Origin of the sequence: Labrys wisconsinensis (assembly GCF_030814995.1) — a bacterium.
Classification (GTDB): Bacteria; Pseudomonadota; Alphaproteobacteria; order Rhizobiales; family Labraceae; genus Labrys; species Labrys wisconsinensis.
This window is the reverse complement of record NZ_JAUSVX010000009.1, coordinates 249619-267183: the sequence shown is the minus strand read 5'-3', so window position 1 is coordinate 267183 and position 17565 is coordinate 249619. Positions and strand designations below refer to the sequence as shown.

19 protein-coding genes are annotated in these 17565 nt (G+C 70.3%); 12 read left to right on the top strand and 7 right to left on the bottom strand.

Translation table 11 applies throughout. The annotated features are described in order from the left end of the window. The first annotated feature begins 13 nt into the window (after nt 1-13). From QO011_RS23320 to QO011_RS23300, 5 genes are all read left to right on the top strand, one after another. Nucleotides 14-919, top strand: coding sequence for a LysR substrate-binding domain-containing protein (locus QO011_RS23320; protein WP_307277202.1), 906 nt, complete (start codon nt 14-16; stop codon nt 917-919). Between the two features lie 126 nt (nt 920-1045). Further along, nucleotides 1046-2140, top strand: a complete 1095-nt coding sequence (locus QO011_RS23315) for an ABC transporter ATP-binding protein (protein ID WP_307277198.1) — start codon at nt 1046-1048, stop codon at nt 2138-2140. A gap of 33 nt (nt 2141-2173) precedes the next feature. Continuing rightward, complete coding sequence (locus tag QO011_RS23310) at nt 2174-3289, top strand: ABC transporter substrate-binding protein (protein ID WP_307277196.1); 1116 nt, start codon at nt 2174-2176, stop codon at nt 3287-3289. Nucleotides 3290-3554: 265 nt separating this feature from the next. After that, nucleotides 3555-4373, top strand: a complete 819-nt coding sequence (locus tag QO011_RS23305) for an ABC transporter permease (RefSeq protein ID WP_307277193.1) — start codon at nt 3555-3557, stop codon at nt 4371-4373. 2 nt (nt 4374-4375) lie between these two features. Continuing rightward, a complete protein-coding gene (locus QO011_RS23300; protein WP_307277188.1) occupies nt 4376-5188 on the top strand; it encodes an ABC transporter permease in 813 nt (270 codons plus the stop codon). Nucleotides 5189-5751: 563 nt separating this feature from the next. On the opposite strand, the gene QO011_RS23295 is transcribed toward QO011_RS23300, so the two are convergent. After that, a complete protein-coding gene (locus tag QO011_RS23295) occupies nt 5752-6147 on the bottom strand; it encodes a type II toxin-antitoxin system VapC family toxin (RefSeq protein ID WP_307277186.1) in 396 nt (131 codons plus the stop codon). After that, nucleotides 6144-6389, bottom strand: a complete 246-nt coding sequence (locus tag QO011_RS23290) for an AbrB/MazE/SpoVT family DNA-binding domain-containing protein (RefSeq protein WP_307277183.1) — start codon at nt 6387-6389, stop codon at nt 6144-6146. The genes QO011_RS23295 and QO011_RS23290 overlap by 4 nt, the downstream gene beginning before the upstream one ends. 130 nt (nt 6390-6519) lie before the next feature. Between QO011_RS23290 and QO011_RS23285 the strand changes: the two genes are divergently transcribed. The 7 genes from QO011_RS23285 to QO011_RS23255 all read left to right on the top strand — a co-directional run bounded on the left by QO011_RS23285 (nt 6520) and on the right by QO011_RS23255 (nt 13989). Next, a complete protein-coding gene (locus QO011_RS23285; RefSeq protein ID WP_307277181.1) occupies nt 6520-7905 on the top strand; it encodes a S41 family peptidase in 1386 nt (461 codons plus the stop codon). A gap of 114 nt (nt 7906-8019) precedes the next feature. Beyond that, nucleotides 8020-8790 carry a trans-aconitate 2-methyltransferase gene (gene tam, locus QO011_RS23280; protein ID WP_307277178.1) on the top strand — a complete coding sequence of 257 codons (771 nt, stop codon included), beginning with the start codon at nt 8020-8022 and terminating at the stop codon, nt 8788-8790. Between the two features lie 96 nt (nt 8791-8886). Continuing rightward, nucleotides 8887-9495, top strand: coding sequence for an MOSC domain-containing protein (locus QO011_RS23275; protein ID WP_307277176.1), 609 nt, complete (start codon nt 8887-8889; stop codon nt 9493-9495). Between the two features lie 96 nt (nt 9496-9591). Continuing rightward, on the top strand, nt 9592-10536 hold the full coding sequence (locus tag QO011_RS23270) for a dihydrodipicolinate synthase family protein (RefSeq protein ID WP_307277172.1): 945 nt from the start codon (nt 9592-9594) through the stop codon (nt 10534-10536). 215 nt (nt 10537-10751) lie between these two features. Beyond that, entirely contained in the window at nt 10752-11750 is a 999-nt protein-coding gene (locus QO011_RS23265; RefSeq protein WP_307277170.1) for an ArsR/SmtB family transcription factor, read from the top strand. After that, entirely contained in the window at nt 11750-12643 is an 894-nt protein-coding gene (gene metF, locus QO011_RS23260; RefSeq protein WP_307277168.1) for a methylenetetrahydrofolate reductase [NAD(P)H], read from the top strand. The genes QO011_RS23265 and metF overlap by 1 nt, the downstream gene beginning before the upstream one ends. Nucleotides 12644-12897: 254 nt before the next feature. After that, complete coding sequence (locus tag QO011_RS23255; protein WP_307277166.1) at nt 12898-13989, top strand: PcfJ domain-containing protein; 1092 nt, start codon at nt 12898-12900, stop codon at nt 13987-13989. 111 nt (nt 13990-14100) lie between these two features. Here the strand turns inward: QO011_RS23255 and msrB are convergent, their stop codons facing one another. From msrB to QO011_RS23230, 5 genes are all read right to left on the bottom strand, one after another. After that, nucleotides 14101-14583, bottom strand: a complete 483-nt coding sequence (gene msrB / locus QO011_RS23250; RefSeq protein ID WP_307277163.1) for a peptide-methionine (R)-S-oxide reductase MsrB — start codon at nt 14581-14583, stop codon at nt 14101-14103. Nucleotides 14584-14698: 115 nt separating this feature from the next. Next, the gene (locus tag QO011_RS23245; protein WP_307277161.1) at nt 14699-15097 is read right to left on the bottom strand and encodes a hypothetical protein; all 399 of its coding nucleotides are present in this window, start codon (nt 15095-15097) and stop codon (nt 14699-14701) included. 47 nt (nt 15098-15144) lie between these two features. Further along, complete coding sequence (locus QO011_RS23240) at nt 15145-16020, bottom strand: aldo/keto reductase (protein ID WP_307277158.1); 876 nt, start codon at nt 16018-16020, stop codon at nt 15145-15147. Nucleotides 16021-16119: 99 nt separating this feature from the next. Next, a complete protein-coding gene (locus QO011_RS23235) occupies nt 16120-17025 on the bottom strand; it encodes a DMT family transporter (RefSeq protein ID WP_307277156.1) in 906 nt (301 codons plus the stop codon). Then, complete coding sequence (locus QO011_RS23230; protein ID WP_307277154.1) at nt 17022-17471, bottom strand: YqfO family protein; 450 nt, start codon at nt 17469-17471, stop codon at nt 17022-17024. The genes QO011_RS23235 and QO011_RS23230 overlap by 4 nt, the downstream gene beginning before the upstream one ends. Nucleotides 17472-17565: the final 94 nt, after the last annotated feature.

The window sequence follows — 17565 nt, the reverse complement described above, 5'->3', positions numbered from 1 at the left end:
TCACCGGCATCGAATGCGGATTCCCTCGACGCAGGCCCTGCGCGCCCTCGACAGTTTCGCCCGCCACGGCAGCGTCTGGCGGGCGGCGGAGGAGCTCCATCTCACCCGCAGCGCCGTCAGCCATCAGCTGCGGCTGCTCGAGCGCGACCTCGGCTTTGCCCTCATGGAGCGGGCGGGCAAGGGGGCGGCGCTGACGGCGCGCGGGCGCTACTATGCCAACCAGGTGCGCAAGGCCCTGACCGTGATCGGCGACGCCGCGGTCCAGCACGGCGACCGCGGCGTCGGCGGCATGCTCACGGTGAGCTGCACGCCCGGCTTCGCCTCGCTGTTCCTGTGCGCCCATGTCGCCGATTTCCAGGACCTCTATCCCGGCGTGTCGCTGCGCATCGTCACGCCCCGCCGGCTCGACGACGTGAGCAACCCCGACGTCGACATCTTCGTGGCCTTCGGCGACGGCAACTGGCCGAACCGGGCGGTCGAGCTGCTCTGCGAGGTGGAGTTCACGCCGCTGTGCAGCCCGGTGCTGCTCAACAAGATCGGCGGCCTGGCCGAGCCGGCCGGCGTGCTGGCGGCGCCGCTCCTGCATCTCGGCGACTTCGAGGACTGGACGCGCTGGCTCACCCTGACCGGGGTGGAGAATCCCGACACCGAGTGCGGCATCGTCTTCTCCGACATGAACCTGGTGTTCGCCGCGGCGACGGCCGGGCAGGGCATCGCCATGGGCGACGAGCTCACCTGCCGATCGGCCATGCGCGCCGGTCAGCTCGTGCGCCCCTTCGAGGCGGCGATCAAGTCGACCCGCTCCTATTTCCTGGTGGCCGAGCACGCCAAGGCCGGCCACCCCGGCCTCAGGGCCTTCGCGGACTGGCTGTCCTCGCTGATGGCCCAGACCGACGCCGAGGTGGCTGCGCGCCCGTGATCGCGGCAGGGCCTGCCCACGCCCTGGGCAGCTGCGGTGAATTTGGTTTGTCGGCTAGGCGAAAACAATTCGGTTGTCCGCCGCATCCGCTCTGCCTAGGTTTCGACCGTCGTATCAGGGATATCCATGTCGTCGAGCGGGCACGCCGTCGAGATCAGGGCTGAAGGCATCGGCAAGACGTTCGGCACGTTCCGGGCGCTGAAGGACTTGTCGCTGACCATCGGCCGCGGCGAGTTCCTGACGCTGCTCGGCCCGTCCGGCTCGGGCAAGACCACCTTCCTGATGATCCTGGCCGGCTTCCTCGAGCCGAGCCTGGGCCGGCTGATGGCGGACGGGCGCGACATCACCCATGTCCGGGCCGAGGAGCGCAATTACGGTATGGTGTTCCAGGGCTACGCCCTGTTCCCGCATATGAGCGTGGAGGCCAACATCGCCTTTCCGCTCAAGGTGCGCGGGCGCCCGGCCGAGGAGGTCCGCCGCCGCGTCGGCGCGATGATCGAGCGCGTCGGCCTTTCCGGCCATGCCCGCAAGCTGCCCTCCCAGCTCTCCGGCGGCCAGCAGCAGCGCGTCGCCCTGGCGCGGGCGCTGGTGTTCGAGCCGGCGGTGCTGCTGCTCGACGAGCCGTTCTCCGCCCTCGACAAGACCCTGCGCGAGATGATGCAGGCCGAGGTCAAGCGCCTGCACAAGGAGACGGGGACGACCTTCGTCTTCGTCACGCACGACCAGTCGGAGGCTCTCGCGCTCTCGTCACGCGTGGCGATCTTCAACCATGGCGAGGTGCTGCAGGTCGGCGCGCCGCAGGCGGTCTACGAGCGGCCGGAGAGCCGCTTCGTCGCCGAGTTCCTCGGCCAGATCAATCTCCTGCCGCTGACCGACATCGCCGCCGACGGCGCCGGCGGCTCGGTCGGGCGCTGCGAGGCGATGGCGGTCGGCGTGCGCGGCACGCGGCGCAATTACGGCCCGGCGGCGACGCTGGCGGTCCGGCCCGAGCACATGGCGCTGTCGCTGCAGCAGCCCATGGACCGCAACGCCCTGCCGGCGACGGTCGCCGGCAGCACCTATCTCGGCGGGGCGACGCGCCTCGACCTCGTCACGCCAGGCGGCACGCCGCTCAGCGTCACCGTGCCGACCAGCACGGCGGCGGCCAGCCTCGCCCCCGGCGCGCCGGTCTGGGCGACCTGGGCGGCCGACCAGGGATTCCTCCTTCCGGGCGGAGAGTAAGACCCGGCAACCAAGCCAGCCAGAGAGTTCCCCATGGACCACGCCTTCCAGAAAGACTGCCTCGAGATCCTGTTCGACAAGGTCGCGCGGGGCGAGCTCACCCGCCGGCGCTTCACGCAGCTCGCGGCGATGATCCTCGGCGGCGCGCCGGTGCTGCTGCGCGCCGGCGGCGCGTCGGCTCAGGCCAAGGAGCTGGTGTTCGTCAACTGGGGCGGCGATGCGATCAAGGCCTATGACGAGGCCTATGGCCAACCCTTCGCCAAGGAGACCGGCATCACCGTCAAGATGGACGGCTCCGGCCCGACGGAGGGCGCCATCACGGCGCAGTACAAGAGCGGCAAGCCGACCTGGGATCTCGTCGACGCCGACCCGTTCTCGGCGATCTCGCTGGGCAAGCAGGGCATGGTGGAGCCGATCGACTACACGATCGTCGACAAGGCCAAGATGCGTCCGGGCTTCGGCTGGGACTATGCCGCCTCGACCTATTTCTTCTCCTACATCATCGCCTACGACGCCTCGAAGTTCGGCTCCAGCCCGCCGACCGGCATGGCCGACTTCTTCGACGTGAAGAAGTTCCCGGGCAAGCGCTCGCTCTACAAATGGGGCGCCGCCATGTGGGAGGCGGCGCTGCTCGCCGACGGCGTCGCGCCGGAGAAGCTCTACCCGCTCGATCTCAAGCGGGCGCACGACAAGATCGCCGCTTTCAAGGACAACGTCGTGTCCTATTGGGGCGGCGGGGCGGAGAGCCAGTCGGTGCTGCTCAACGGCGAGGCCTCGATGGCGCTGATCTGGTCGACCCGCGCCTCGCTGCTGGAACAGGATTCCGGCGGCCAGATCAAGTTCATATGGGACCAGGGCCTGATCTCGCCGGGCGCCATGGCCGTGATCAAGGGCAATCCCGGCGGCAAGGAAGCGGCGATGAAGTTCATCGCCAGCGCCCAGGACCCGCAGCGCCAGCTCGTCATCTTCAACGAGCTCGGCCAGGGCCCGGCCAACCCGGCGACCGACGCCCTGATCCCGGCCGACAAGAAGCGCATCAACCCGGTCGACCCCGCCAACATGGCCAAGCAGATCCCGCTCGACATGAACTGGTATGCGGAGAATTACGGCAAGGCGCTGGACGAATATACCAAGATCATCTCGGCGTGAGGGAAGGGCCGCTCTCCCGGCCGGCATAGCTTTCCGGGCACGAGACCGGCCGTATTTCCAGGACCATGTTCGAACCGCGACCGTCATGGGCGGACTTGATCCGCCCATCCACGCGATCTCGACGTTCGGGGTGTTCGCGTGGATGGCCGGGACAAGCCCGGCCATGACGCCGATGTCGAGCCTCAGATCGAGTGAGGCGGCGCTCGATCTGGCCGAGGCTTCGGGATCGTGCGGGCCTTCCGACCGCTAACCAGGGAGCCACCCCATGGCCCTGCGCCCCATCGCCCTCCTCGGGCCGCTGCTCCTCTTCCTCGGCCTCGCCTATGCCGTGCCGTTCCTCGGCGTGGTGCAGTGGAGCTTCACGCTGCCGGAGCCGGGGCTCGGGCGCTACGGCGCGGTGCTGACCGACCCGCTGGTGCAGTCGGTGTTCGTGCGCACCTTCCGCATCTGCGCGGCGGTGACGGCCCTCGCCGTGACCGCGGCCTACGCCATCGCCTATGTCTGGGTGCGCGGCTCGCCGGGCCAGCGGCGCTTCGCCGAGTTCTGCATCCTGGTGCCGTTCTGGATCTCGGTGCTGACGCGGGCCTTCGGCTGGGTGGCGCTCCTGTCGAACCGCGGCCTGATCAACACCTGGCTGCAGGCGGCGGGGGTGATCGCCGAGCCGCTGACGCTGGTGCGCAACGAGCTCGGCGTCATCATCGGCATGACGCATTTCCTCATCCCCTTCGCCGTGTTCCCGCTGGCCTCGGCCATGCGCAACCTCGACGAGCGGGTGCTGCTGGCGGCCCGCGGCCTCGGCGCCTCGCGCCTGCGCATCTTCTGGACGGTGTTCGTGCCGATGACGGCGGCCGGCATCATCGGCGCGGCCCTGATCGTCTTCGTCTTCTCGCTCGGCTTCTTCATCACGCCCGCCATCCTCGGCGGCGGGCGCAGCGTGATGGTGGCGGAGCTGGTGTATCTCAGAATGTTCCAGAGCCCGGACTGGGGCCTGGGCGCCGCGATCAGCGTGGTGCTGGTGCTGATCGTCGGCGGCCTGATGGCGCTCCTGTTCCGCTTCGTGCGGCCCTCGAGCATGGTGCGCTGACGATGAAGCAGGCCCGCCCCGGACTCTTCGCCCTCCTCCTGGCGGCCCTCGTCGCCCTGTTCCTGCTGCTGCCGATCGTGGCCGTCGTGCCGGTGTCGTTCACGCCGGCGCGCTTCCTGTCGATGCCGTCGGGCTCCTGGTCGCTGCGCCACTACCAGGCGCTGATCGACAATCCCGACTGGGGCCACAGCATCCTCCTCAGCCTGCGCATCGGCGTGGTGTCGAGCCTTTGCGCCACCGCCCTGGCGCTCGCCTTCGGGCTCGGCATCTGGATGTTCCAGCCGCGCTTCGCCGCGGTTCTGGTCGGCTTCGTGCTCCTGCCGATGATCGTGCCGCCGGTCGTCTCGGCCATGACGCTCTACTTCCTCCTGACGGCGCTCTCCAAGGTCAACGACCTCGTCGGCTACGACACCTGGCTCGGCGTGGTGCTGGCGCACACGGTGATGATCGCGCCCTTCGCCGTGGTGCTGGTGCTGGTGGCGCTGGCCCAGGTCGACCGGCGCATCGACCTCGCCGCCCGCGGCCTCGGCGCCTCGCTGACCCAGCGCGTGTTCATGGTGATCCTGCCCAACATCAAGTTCGGCGTCATCACGGCGCTGCTGCTCTCCTTCGTCCTCTCCTGGGAGGAGATCGGCGTGACGCTGTTCGTCACCAGCGTCAATGCCATCACCCTGCCGCGCCAGATGTGGATGGGCCTGCGCGACAATATCGACCCGGCCATCGCCGCCATCTCGGTGATCCTGATCCTGATCACGGTGGCGGTTCTCGCGGTCCGCATGGTGGTGACGCGGGAAGGGAACGCGGCAGGGGGGTAGGGCGCCTCGTGTCGACCGAGGGCGAACCAGGCCGAGTGTTGGTGCAAGGGTAGAGCCCGTCGCGGGAGAGAGGCGTGCAGTATGGACGGCGACGGTTGCCCCACGCGCAACCGTCATGGGCGGACTCGATCCGCCCATCCCAGCGCAATCGAATTCGATTGCGCGGCGACCACCGGCCGTCGAGGAGAAAGGCACCGGGGACGCAAAGGCTATCGTCGTGTTCGCGTGGATGGCCGGGTCAAGCCCCATAGGCGCTAAGTTAAGAACGCAGTAGCCAGTTGGGCGCGACGTCGATCAATCCCCTCCCCCTTGTGGGGAGGGGTTAGGGGTGGGGGTCCATCAGGATATGTCGAGACCTCTGCCCACGACCCCCACCCTTTATCCCTCCCCACAAGGGGGAGGGAGGGCACAGGCGTCGCGCAAATCTTACAAAGGCGCGTCACGCACAGCGCGATATTTGCCTCCCGGTGGACCTTATCTTAGCGCCTATGGGGTCAAGCCCGGCCATGACGGCGGAGAGGGCGAGCACAAATAGCAACCGTGTCGGCGGGCCAATTTTCCCCTCACGGGGCGATCAGATCGACACCCGGAAAATGCTCGGCATAGCGCCGGTCGCGCGTCAGGATCGGCAGGCCGGCGGTCTGGGCGCAGGCGCCGACGAGGAAATGCGGCAGCACGCCGCCACGCCGGCCGCCGGCGGCGCGGTAGCGCTTGAAGGCCTGGGCCGCGGCGTGCAGGGCCTCGCTGGTCATCGGCATGCGCGCGATGGCGAGCGCCTCCAGCGCCAGGTCGACGTCGGCGGCCTGGCCGAAGCCGATGGCGACCTCGCTGAAGGTGACGTCGACGATGGCGAGCGGCCCGGTCTCCGAGCGGCGCGCCAGCATGGTCTTCGACCAGTGGAACCAGACCGGATCCCGGAAGAACAGGTCGAGCAGCACGTCGCTGTCGACGAGCGTCATTCTTCCTCCCGCGTCAGGCGCAGGATCTCCTCGGCGCTCATGCTGGCGAAGATGCCGCGCCTGCGCAGCTCCTCCAGGCTGTGCTCGATGCGGCCGAGCGCGTCGGTGCGCGTCTTCTCGATCACCACCGTGCCGAGGGCCGTGGCGCGCGCCTCGACATAGTCGCCGGGCCGGATGCCGGCCGCCTCGCGCACCGCCTTCGGCAATGTGACCTGACCCTTGACGGTGACAGCCGTTGCCATGGGCACCTCGTATTACCCGCAGGCTGAAGTAATACCGCAAGCCGCGTCCTCGGGGAAGCGTGGGGCCCTGGCATGGGCCATCCGTCTCGCCTAACCTGCGCACCGGGGGACTTGCCGGCCGGACACGCCCATGCGTCTGAACCGCCGCCAATGGCTGTGCGCAGCCTCGGCCGTCCTCGCGGGCATGGCGATGCCGCGCCTTGCCCGGCCGGACACGATCGCAAAGCCGCCTCCGGCCCTGACGCCGGCCGAGATCCGCGAGGACCTGGCGTTTCTCCGGGCGCAATGGGCGCCGCTCGACCGCAGCTTCGACGAGGCGCAGCGCCGGCGCTTCGACGAGGCCGTCGCGCAGGCGATGGCGGCGGCGGACGGGATGTCGACCGCGGATCTCGCCCTGGAGGTCATGCGGGCGGTGGCGATCCCGCGCAACGGCCACACCGTGGCCATGGTAGGGCGCCTGCTCGGCGACCTGCCGGTCAGGGCCTGGTGGTTCGCCGACGGCCTGTTCATCGTCCGCGCCCACCCGCAGGCCTCGCACGTGCTCGGTGCCCGCATCGAGAAGCTCGGGACCCTGACGCCGGAGGAGGCGCTCGCGCGCCTCACCCCGTTCGTCTCGGGCACCGACCAGCGGGTGCTCTGCCTGAGCGCCGCCTATCTCACCAGCCCCGCGGTGCTGCGCCGCATCGGTGCCGTCGCCGCAGCGGAGGAGGTGTCGCTGGCGGTGCGCCTGCGCAGCGGGGGAAGCGACCTCGTCCGGCTCGGCGCGCCGGATGCGCCCGACCCCGGCGACGGCCACGATCCGGTGGTCAGCGCCTGGTCGGTGCTGATGCCCGACGGCCGCGACATGCCGGGCCGCTGGCTCCATGCGCTCGACGACCTCGCCGACCGCCCTCCCGCCTATGCCAGGCCGGTGGACCTCTCGACCCGGTGGATCGGGCGCGGGAACGATGTCCTCTACATCAGGAGCAACTATATCCGCAGCCGCGAGAAGGAGCCGCTCGACCAGCGGCTGCTGTTCGGCGTCATCGAGGGGCAGGTCGTGCCGCGTCGGCCGCGCTCCGTCGTCGTCGACCTGCGCTTCAACAATGGCGGCAATTTCTTCGACACGCTGCTGTTCGCGCAGGCGCTGCCGAAGCTGATGCCCGAGGGCGGCCGGGTGTTCGTCCTGATCGGCCGCGGCACCTTCTCGGCGGCGCTGGTCACGGCGGCGATGCTGAAGGGAGCCGAGCCGGGCAAGGTGCGCTTCGTCGGCGAGCCGATGGGCGACGGCGGCCGCTTCTGGGCCGAGATCGGCACGCGGACGCTACCCCATTCCGGGATCACGGTCGTCTACAGCACCAGGCTGGAGGACTACGAGCGGGGCTGCGCCGGCCTCGACTCCTGCTATTGGCCGACCGCAGCCCTCGGCCCGCGCGGCATCTCGCTCGCGCCCGACCTCCGGGTGGAGACGACCTTCGCCGACTATGCCGCGGGGCGCGATGCCGTGCTCGCCGCGGCTCTGGCCATGCCGGCCTGACGGGCGCGGGGGCGGACATGCGGCTGATTGCGCCTCGAACGGCAGGGGCGACTCGGCCATCATGGCGCAGGGTGCCGCGACGGGCGAGCGGCGGCCGGACCGAGCGAGGTTGCGATGAAGGATTGGAACGCTTCCCTCTATCTGCGTTTTGCGGACGAGCGCACGCGGCCGGCCCGCGACCTGCTCGCCCAGGTGCCGGCGCCGGCGCCGGCGCGGGTGATCGATCTCGGCTGCGGGCCGGGCAATTCGACCGAGCTCCTGGCCGAGCGCTGGCCGGACGCGGCGCTGGTCGGCATCGACACATCGGAGAACATGCTCGCCGCGGCGCGCGAACGCCTGCCCAAGGCCCGCTTCCTCAAGGCCGACGTGGCGAGCTGGCGGCCCGACGAGCCGGTGGATGTGATCTTCGCCAATGCCGTGTTGCAATGGGTCACCGGGCACGAGACCCTGTTTCCGCGGCTGATGGAGGGGCTGGCGCCCGGCGGGGTGCTGGCCGTGCAGATGCCGGACAATCTCGACGAGCCCAGCCACCGCGCCATGCGCGAGACCGCCGCGGACGGGCCCTGGGCGGCCAAGCTCGGCGATGCCACCCGCCTGCGCGAGAGGATCCTGCCGGCCGGCGGCTATTACGACCTGCTGGCATCGCGGGCCGCTGCCGTCGACGTCTGGCGCACGACCTACCACCATCCGATGACGGATGCGGCGGCGATCGTCGACTGGGTGCGGGCGACGGGGCTCAGGCCCTTCATCGATCCGCTGGACGACGAGGAGCGCGCCGGCTTCTTGGCCGCCTACCTCGCCAGGATCGCCGAGGCCTATCCCCCGCGCGCCGACGGCAAGGTGCTGCTGGCCTTCCCGCGCCTGTTCATCCTCGCCCGCCGATAAGGGCCGTCCATCAACGGATGTGGCCGCTGCATCAGCGTTTTGCGATGGCGGCCGGGCCCGGCGTCGGGCATGATTCCTGTCAGCAGGGAGCGGGCCATGGCGGACGAGGGCAGGCGGTTCGGGACCGAGATCGCGATCGCGCCGGTGATCAAGCGCAAGGCGAGGGCGGTGTCGCTGGCGGTCGGGCAGGGCGAGGAGATCGCCACGCGCCGGGTCGAGGCCATCGAGCTGACGCTGGAGGGCATTCCGGGCGACCGCCATGCCGGCTTCGTCCGGCCCGCCGACGTGCGCGTGCCCTGGTTCAAGCGGGGCGACCCCATCCACAACGAGCGCCAGCTCTCCATCGTCTCGATTGAGGAGCTCGCCGAGATCGCCGCGGCGCTCGGCATCGCCGAGGTCGAGCCGGAATGGCTCGGCGCCAACCTCGCCGTCGCGGGCCTGCCCGCCTTCTCGATGATCCCGCGCGGCACGCGGCTGTTCTTCCCCTCCGGCGCGGCGCTGGCGATCACCGACCAGAACGCCCCCTGCCGCATCGCCGGCGCCGAGCTGGCGCGCCACCAGGGTGGCGAGCGGCTCGATTTCCGCTTCGTCGAGGTGTCGCGGCGCCTGCGCGGCGTGGTCGCCACTGTCGACAAGGCTGGTCGGATCGCGGCCGGCGATGCGCTCGACGTGCGCGTGCCGGAGCAATGGGTCTGGCCGGGATAGGCGGCGGCAACTTGCCGCCCCTTTCTCGAGACGAACTTGTAGGATATCCCTCGTCTCCGCAAGCCGGGGACAGCCGGCGCTGTCCGGGAGGGTGACATGGTCGATCGGCCGGGGACGCGGCACGCGATATCGGGCAATTGGGCGACGCTGCTGCTGCCCATCGACGCCGACGACGGCATCGACTTCGCCGGGCTGGCGGAGGAGATCGACGTCCTGATCGCCGCGGATGTCGACGGTATCTATTCCAATGGCACGGCCGGCGAGTTCCACAACCAGACCGAGGTGGAGTTCGATGCCATCCAGGAGCTGCTGGCCGAGCGCTGCCGTCGCGCGGGCATGCCCTTCGTCGTCGGCGCCTGCCAGCCCGACCCGCGCCTGTCGCTGGAGCGGGTGCGCCGGGCGGCGACTCTGGCGCCGGCCGGCATCCAGGTGGTGCTGCCGGACTGGTGGCCGGTGAGCGAGCCCGAGGCCGTCGACTTCCTCGTGATGGCGGCCGAGGCGGCAGCCGGCGTGCCGCTGATCCTCTACAACCCGCCGCACGCCAAGCGGGTGCTGGCGCCGGCGGAGCTGGCTGCCGTCCTGGCGCAGGTGCCCGACGTCGTCGGGGTCAAGCTCGGCGACGGCGACGTCGCCTGGTATGCCGAGGCCCGCACGCATCTTTCCGGCATTGCTCTCTACGTTCCCGGCCATCACCTCGCCACCGGCATGCGCGAAGGGGTGGCGGCGGGCGCCTTCTCCAACGTGGCCTGCCTCAGCCCGGCCGGAGCCCAGCGCTGGACCCGGCAGATGGCCGACGATCTCGCCGGCGCGCTCGATGTCGAGCGTCGGCTGCAGGCCTTCATGGACGAGCATGTCGTGCCGTTCCGCCGCGACGGCGGCTATTCCAACGCGGCGCTCGACAAGCTGCTTGCCGCCGTCGGCGCCTGGGCGCCGGTCGGCACGCGTCTGCGCCGGCCCTATCGCTGGATCGATCGCGCCGAGGCGGAGCGCCTCAGGCCGATCGCCCGCGCCATGCTGCCGGAGATCCTCGGGCCATCGTGATCCGCAAGGGCCTGGCCGGGACGCGGCGGGACGGGGGCGCGAAAACCATATCTTGCTCTTCCTCGATCTGCGCGGCTTGATCCAAGGGGCGTGGCGGCCTGCGGATGCCCGTGTCGTTTTCGCTGTCCTGGACGTCGCGGCGGCGACAAAATCCTTGCATCTTTCGGAAACTCGCATAAACATATCTTTATGTGTTTCTTCGAGAGATGCGAGGCATGGCCGACGTCGCTCCCTTCGACATCGTGCTCGCCGCCCTCAAGGCGGCGGGGGAGCCGACGCGCCTGCGCCTCCTGGCGATCCTGGCGGAAGGGGAGCTCAACGTCTCCGACCTGACCGAGATTCTCGGCCAGTCGCAGCCGCGCATCTCGCGCCATTTGAAGCTCCTGATGGAAGCGGGGCTGGTCGAGCGCATCCGCGAGGGCGCCTGGGCCTTCTTCCGGCTGACCGAAGGGACGCTCAAGGCCGACATCCTGGGCTCGATCCTGCAGCGGCTCGACCGCAGCGACCGCTACCTCGCCCGCGACCGCTCGCGCCTCGTCGAGGTGCGGCGCGCCCGCGCCGCCGAGGCGGCGGATTATTTCCGCAAGCATGCCGAGGACTGGGACCAGATCCGCGCCCTGCACGCCCCGGACGAGGCGGTGGAGGCGGCGCTGCGCGAGACCATCGGCGCCAGGCCGGTGCAGGCCCTGCTCGACCTCGGCACCGGCACCGGGCGGATGCTCGAGCTGTTCGCGCCGCTGGCGGTGCGGGCCGTGGGCGTCGATGCCAGCGCCGAGATGCTGAGCGTCGCCCGCGCCAACCTTGAGCGGGCCGGCGTGCGCAACGCCATGGTGCGCCAGGGCGACCTCTTCGCCCTGCCGGTGGAGCCGGGCGCTTACGACCTCGTGATCATCCACCAGGTGCTGCACTATCTCGACGACGGCGCCAGGGCCCTGCGCGAGGCGGCCCGGGCGCTGCGGCCGGGCGGGCGCCTCGTCATCGTCGACTTCGCGCCGCACGAGCTGGAGTTCCTGCGCGAGGATTTCGCTCATCGCCGCCTCGGCTTCTCCCGCGAGACCATCGACCATTGGCTGGAGGCGGCGAAGCTGCAGCCCCAGGCCTACCGCGTCGTCGAGGCCGGGGAAGGGCCGACACGGCTCACCGTTTCGATCTGGGTGGGATGCGATCCGCGCGTCCAGTCCGATGTTCTGCCGCTCGGCCGGGAGGTTGCCTGATGGCTGGTCACGCCTTGCCTTCGCGCGGGGGTATCCGCGTCTCCTTCGAGTTCTTCCCGCCGAAGAACGACGAGATGGAAGCCGTGCTCTGGGACGCGGTCGACCGCCTCGCGCCGCTCGCGCCGGAATTCGTCTCCGTCACCTACGGGGCCGGCGGCACGACGCGCGAGCGCACCCACGGCACGGTGGCGCGCATGGTGCGCGAGACCGACCTCAAGCCGGCGGCGCATCTGACCTGCGTCGGCGCCACCAAGGCCGAGGTCGACGCGGTGATCCGCGGCTATCACGAGGCCGGCGTGCGCCATGTCGTGGCGCTGCGCGGCGATCCGCAGGGCGGCGTCGGCCAGCGCTACGAGCCGACGCCGGGGGGCTACGCCCATTCCGCCGATCTCGTCGCCGGCATCCGCGCGGTCGGTGATTTCGAGGTGTCGGTCTCGGCCTATCCGGAGAAGCACCCGGAGAGCCCCTCGCTCGATTTCGACATCGACATCCTCAAGCGCAAGGTCGATGCCGGCGCCAGCCGGGCCATCACCCAGTTCTTCTTCGAGAACGAGCATTACCTGCGCTATGTCGACCGGGTGCGCGAGGCCGGCATCGACATTCCGATCGTGCCCGGCATCGTGCCGGTGCAGAACTTCAAGCAGGTGCGCAGCTTCGCCGAGCGCGCCGGCGCCTCGGTGCCCAGGCGCCTGGCCGAGCGCTTCGAGGGCCTCGACGACGATGTCGCGACCCGCAAGCTGGTGGCGGCGGCGGTGGCGGCCGAGCAGGTGTTCGACCTGGTCGACCGCGGCGTCAGCGAGTTCCACTTCTACACCATGAACAAGGCGGACCTGGTCTACGCCATCTGCCATCTCCTGGGGCTGCGGCCGCGGGTGGAGAAGGCGGCTGCCTGAGCAGCTTCTCGTCGCTATCGCCACGATCGATACGGCCGCCGGCCGTGATGCGTGGCATTTCTGCCGCTTCGATTGCTTGCCGCCGAGATGCCCCAAACAATCGGCTTGAGATCATCCGACGACAGGTATAGACAGCGCCTCCCCTAACGGACGGCGGTGAACGACGATGGAACGCGCAAAGCCAAGACTGCACGCCATCGCCTCCGCTCCCAGCAAGAGCGGTATCGTCCATTGTTCCATGTCGTCCGATCATCATGTCCAGCAAGCGCATCCAGCAGCGGCAGGCTGCCGAGCGCGAACGCATTGCGCGGTATGACGCCGTCCTGAAGCAGCCGCGGCCGGCGCAGGGCTCGTGCGTCGCCGCCATCGCGCGCGAAGTCCTGCGGGGCTTCAATCGCAACGCCATCCGTGAGGTTTCGGATTGGCCCGCCAGGATCAAGACCCGTGACGCCGGCAGGATCGCCCTGGCGCTCGCCCGGCACGTCTTCGCCATCTATCCCGTGCCGCCGCATCTCGAGCGCGTCTGGCTGGGCGAGCCCCTCGACCCAGCCGAACGGACGCGGCGCAAGACCTGGTACATCGAGGTCGCGCAGGGGCGGTCGCTCTACAGGAGCTGCACCAGCGACGTCCTCAGCCGCAAGGAGACGCACCGCTTCCTGGCGCCGCCGGTCAGCCTGTCCTTCCGGGAGGCGCTCTGGCACGCGGTCGCGCGCTCCTACACCGACGATCTCGGGCTGGCGCTGCGCATTGCCCGCAGCAAGGTGGCGCGCGATGCGGTGACGCCGTTCTGGCGCGAGGTGGCCCGCTTCTTCTGCGCGCATCCAACGGATCTGACCGAGATCGACGATCTCTGTGACTATCTGGACGCCCGTCACGCCCGGAGCGCCGCCTACAGCCTGAAGGGGCGCACGCTCGGCTCGCTCAGGGCGCAGATGGCGCAATGGCATCGCGACCTCGCGCGGACGCGGCGGGTCGGGGAGGGGCAGTGGGACGGCTCCGCCATTCCGGACTGGTCCTGCACGGTCGGCGAGAGGCTGCGGCCCCACGAGCAAGTCATCTGGAGCGTGAGGCAGGTCAAGACGGGGCGGGAGCTGGCGGAGGAGGGCAACCGCATGCACCACTGCGTCTATACCTACAAGCAGCGCTGCATGAGCGGCGCCTGCTCCATCTGGTCGGTCAGGAAACGGGCCTATGCCGGCGTCGAACGGGTGCTGACGCTGGAGATGAATGCCTCTGACGAGGTGGTTCAGATCCGCGGCTATGCCAACCGGGCGGTGCGTCCCGACGAGGCGAGCATCCTGCGCCGCTGGGCGCAGGCGCACGGCATCCGTATCAGGGGCGCCTGAGCAGGTTCTCCCGAACCTGCTTAGACCTGTCAGTCTGAGCAGCCTTTATTTTGCATGGAAAATGCAAAATAAAGTCGTGGCTGAAGCCACGAGAAGCTGCTTGGCGGAGGCTCAGGCCGTGCCCGGGACGAAGCTCAGCGCCACGCCGTTCATGCAGTAGCGCAGGCCCGTCGGCTTCGGGCCGTCGTCGAAGACATGGCCGAGATGGCCCTCGCAGCGCCGACAGCTCACGGCGTTGCGCACCATGCCGAAGGACGTATCGCGATGCGTGGCGACGGCACCGTCGAGCGGCGCCCAAAAGCTCGGCCAGCCGGTGCCGCTGTCGAATTTCGTGCTGGAGGAGAACAGGGCCAGCCCGCAGCCGGCGCAGGCGAAGACGCCGGCCCGCTCCTCGTGCAGCAGCGGGCTGGTGAACGGGCGTTCGGTGCCGTCCTGGCGCAGGATCGCATATTGGTCCGCCGTCAGGATCCGACGCCAGTCCGCATCGCTGCGGACGACGCGATCCTCGGCGGCCGCGGCGCGGGCGCCGCTCCAGCCGGCGGCCAGCGCGGCGAGGCCGGCGCCACCCTGCAAGATCTGTCGACGTGTCGGCATGCTCCGCCCTCCCGATCGGCCGGGCGCACGGCGCGCCCGACCATCGATACGCCGAGGGCGCGGGCGCGGTTACGCCGGGCGCACGGGATCACGGCGAGTTGATGCGCCGCGGATGTCACGGAGCGTCCCGCCGGTCCTCGTCGCTGGTGAGGTAGACGGAGAGCTCGAGGTCGATCCCGTGCCGGCCGGCCGCCTCGGCGACCGTCGCAGGGATCAGCGCCGAAGCCGCGACGGCGCCTTGGCGGAAGGCGATGGCAAGGTCGAGCGCCGCGGAGCCGACCGCCGAGCGCTCGCGCAGCCGGCGGAGCGGCGGTCCGACCTGCCCGAGCCAGGCGGCGAGCGCCGTCCACCCCTCTGTCTCCAGCTCGAAGCTTGCCTGGGCATGGTGCAGGGGGCCTTGCCGCGCCGGCTCGTACCGATCGAGCGCGAGGCCCAGCTCGGCTTCGAGGGCGGGCCGGAGAAGGGCGACGTCGCCGAGGCGCAGCACCGCGGCGAAGGGCAGGTCGTGCGGCATGGCTCGGTCACACTCCAGCCAGGCGAAGGGGCGGGCGTCGCTCCCGCTCAGGTCCCGGCATGGGCCCGGCCCTCGCGGTCGAGGGCGGCGAAGTCCTCGTCCGACAGCACGATGTCGGCGGCCGCGACGTTCTCCTCGAGGTGGGAAACCTTCGACGTGCCGGGGATCGGCAGCATCACCGGGCTGCGCTTGAGCACCCAGGCGAGCGCGATCTGGCTCGGTGCGGCACCATGCCGGCGGGCGATGGTGTCGAGCAGGGAGCCGGGCCGGGCGAGGTCGCCGGCTGCCAGCGGATACCAGGGGATGAAGCCGATGCCGTGCTTCTGGCAATAGTCCAGGACATCCTCGCTGGCGCGGTCGACCAGGTTGTAGCGGTTCTGCACCGTGGCGACCGGGAACACCTGCGCGGCGGCCTCGATCTCGGCGACGGAGACCTCGCTGAGGCCGGCATGGCGGATGACGCCGTCGTCGAGCAGCGCCTTCACCGCGCCGAACTGCTCGTCCCGCGGCGTCTTGGGGTCGATGCGGTGCAATTGCCACAGGCCGATCTGCTCGACGCCGAGGCGGCGGCGGCTCTTGTGGGCCTGCTGGATGAGGTAGTCCGGGCGCCCCAGCGGAATCCACTGGTCCGGTCCGGTGCGGGTCAGGCCCGCCTTGGTGGCGATCAAGAGCCCGTGATAGGGATGCAGGGCCTCGCGGATCAGCTCCTCGGACACGTCCGGACCGTAGGAATCGGCGGTGTCGATGAAGGTGACGCCGAGATCGGGCAGGCGCCGCAGCGTGCGGAGCGCCTCGGCCCGATCGGCCGGCTCGCCCCAGATGCCGCGGCCGGTGACGCGCATCGCGCCGAAGCCGAGGCGATGGACCGCGATGTCGCCGCCGATGCGGAAGGAACCGGATTTCGCCGCGTCGAGTTCTGCCATGGACCGATCCTCTTTTTCCGGCGCCGCTCTCCGGACGCCGCCAGGAGACATGGGCCCGTGGCGAGGCTCGGCAAGCCCTCCGGCCGGCCCGCCGCCGAATTATCCGCGCCCGCGCCGCAACTGCTCGACCAGGATATGGCCGATCACGGCCGCGAACACCACGATGCCGCCGAGGATGGCCGCCGCGCCCGGCGTCTCGCCGAAGGCGAGCCAGACCCAGAGCGGGGCGAGCGGCGTGTCGAGAGCGCCGATCAGCGCGGTCTGCGCCGCCGGGATGAAACGGGCGCCGATGACGAAGAGGATCAGCCCGACGCCCATGTTGCTGATGCCGAACAGGGCGAGGGCGACGAGGTCACGCCCGTCGGCGGCGAGCGGCGCGGCGAAGGGCAGGCTGATGAACGTGCTGGCCAGCGCCGACAGGCAGGCGGCCGGCACCAGCGGGACCGCCGGGTTGGCACGGCGGACGACGATGATCGCCGCCATCAGCAGCGTCATCGCCAGAGCGAGCGCATCCCCGGCAAGGCCGCCTTCGCCGGCCCCGCCCCAGACCGTCACCCCGACGCCGAGCAGGGCGATCGCGCTCGCCAGCAGGGTCGCCGGAGGCGCGCGTTCGCGCAGGACCAGCCAGCCGAGCGCCGCGGCGGCAAAGGGCACCGTGGCATAGATGATCGCCACATGCGCCACCGTGGTCAGCTTCAGCGCGCCGAGGAAGGCGGCCATGCCGAGCGCGGAAAGGAAAGTGAAGACGGCGCCGGGCCAGCCCATCGCCACGAAGACCCGCCAAAAGCCGCCGTCCCTGCCGCCGCGTTCCTGCGCCAGCACGAAGACGAAGCCGGTCGCCGCGCCGAACAGGCCGCGCCAGAACAGGATGGTCCAGGCGTCGAGCGGGATCAGGCGGGTGAAGAAGCCGGCCGTGCTCCAGGCGACCGCCGAGAGGGTGACGAGGAGGAGGCCGAGGCGCCGCTGCTCGGCGGCGGTGCGTGCCGCTGTCGCCAGGACGCTCACGGCGCGGCGTCCTTCCAGTCGCCGCCCCGGTTCCACCAGCGGTTCGGATTGTCGGCATCGCCGCCCTTGGCGCGGCTGGCCAGGGCCTCGCGGATCAGGACGACCGGCTCCTGGTAGGAATGGGCTGCGGCGATGGCCTCGACCACCCGCGCCAGGCGCTCGGGGTCGCGGCCGATCTGAAACGAGACCTCGACGATGCCGGGCCGGCGGCGCAGCGCCTCCTCGGCGCCGGCCATGGCGCCCGGTCGCGGCCGGTAGCGCTCCAGCCCCGGCGCCGACTGCCAGCTGCAGCGGTCATAGGCGCCGAGCACCAGGGGATCGACGGCCGCCAGGCGATCGAGGATCGCCTCCGCCTCGTCCTCCGGCGCCTGGAAGGAAACGAGAAAGACCGCCTCGTAGCGGCTCGAGGCGGTCTCGAACGGCGCGAGCGCCGGATGGTCCTGCATGGTGTCGCCCTCGATGCGGGCCGGCAAGATGGCCCGAGCATGAGGGGAAGGTTACCGGAACGCTGCTGACAGGGCCCTGTCAGCAGCGTTCCGG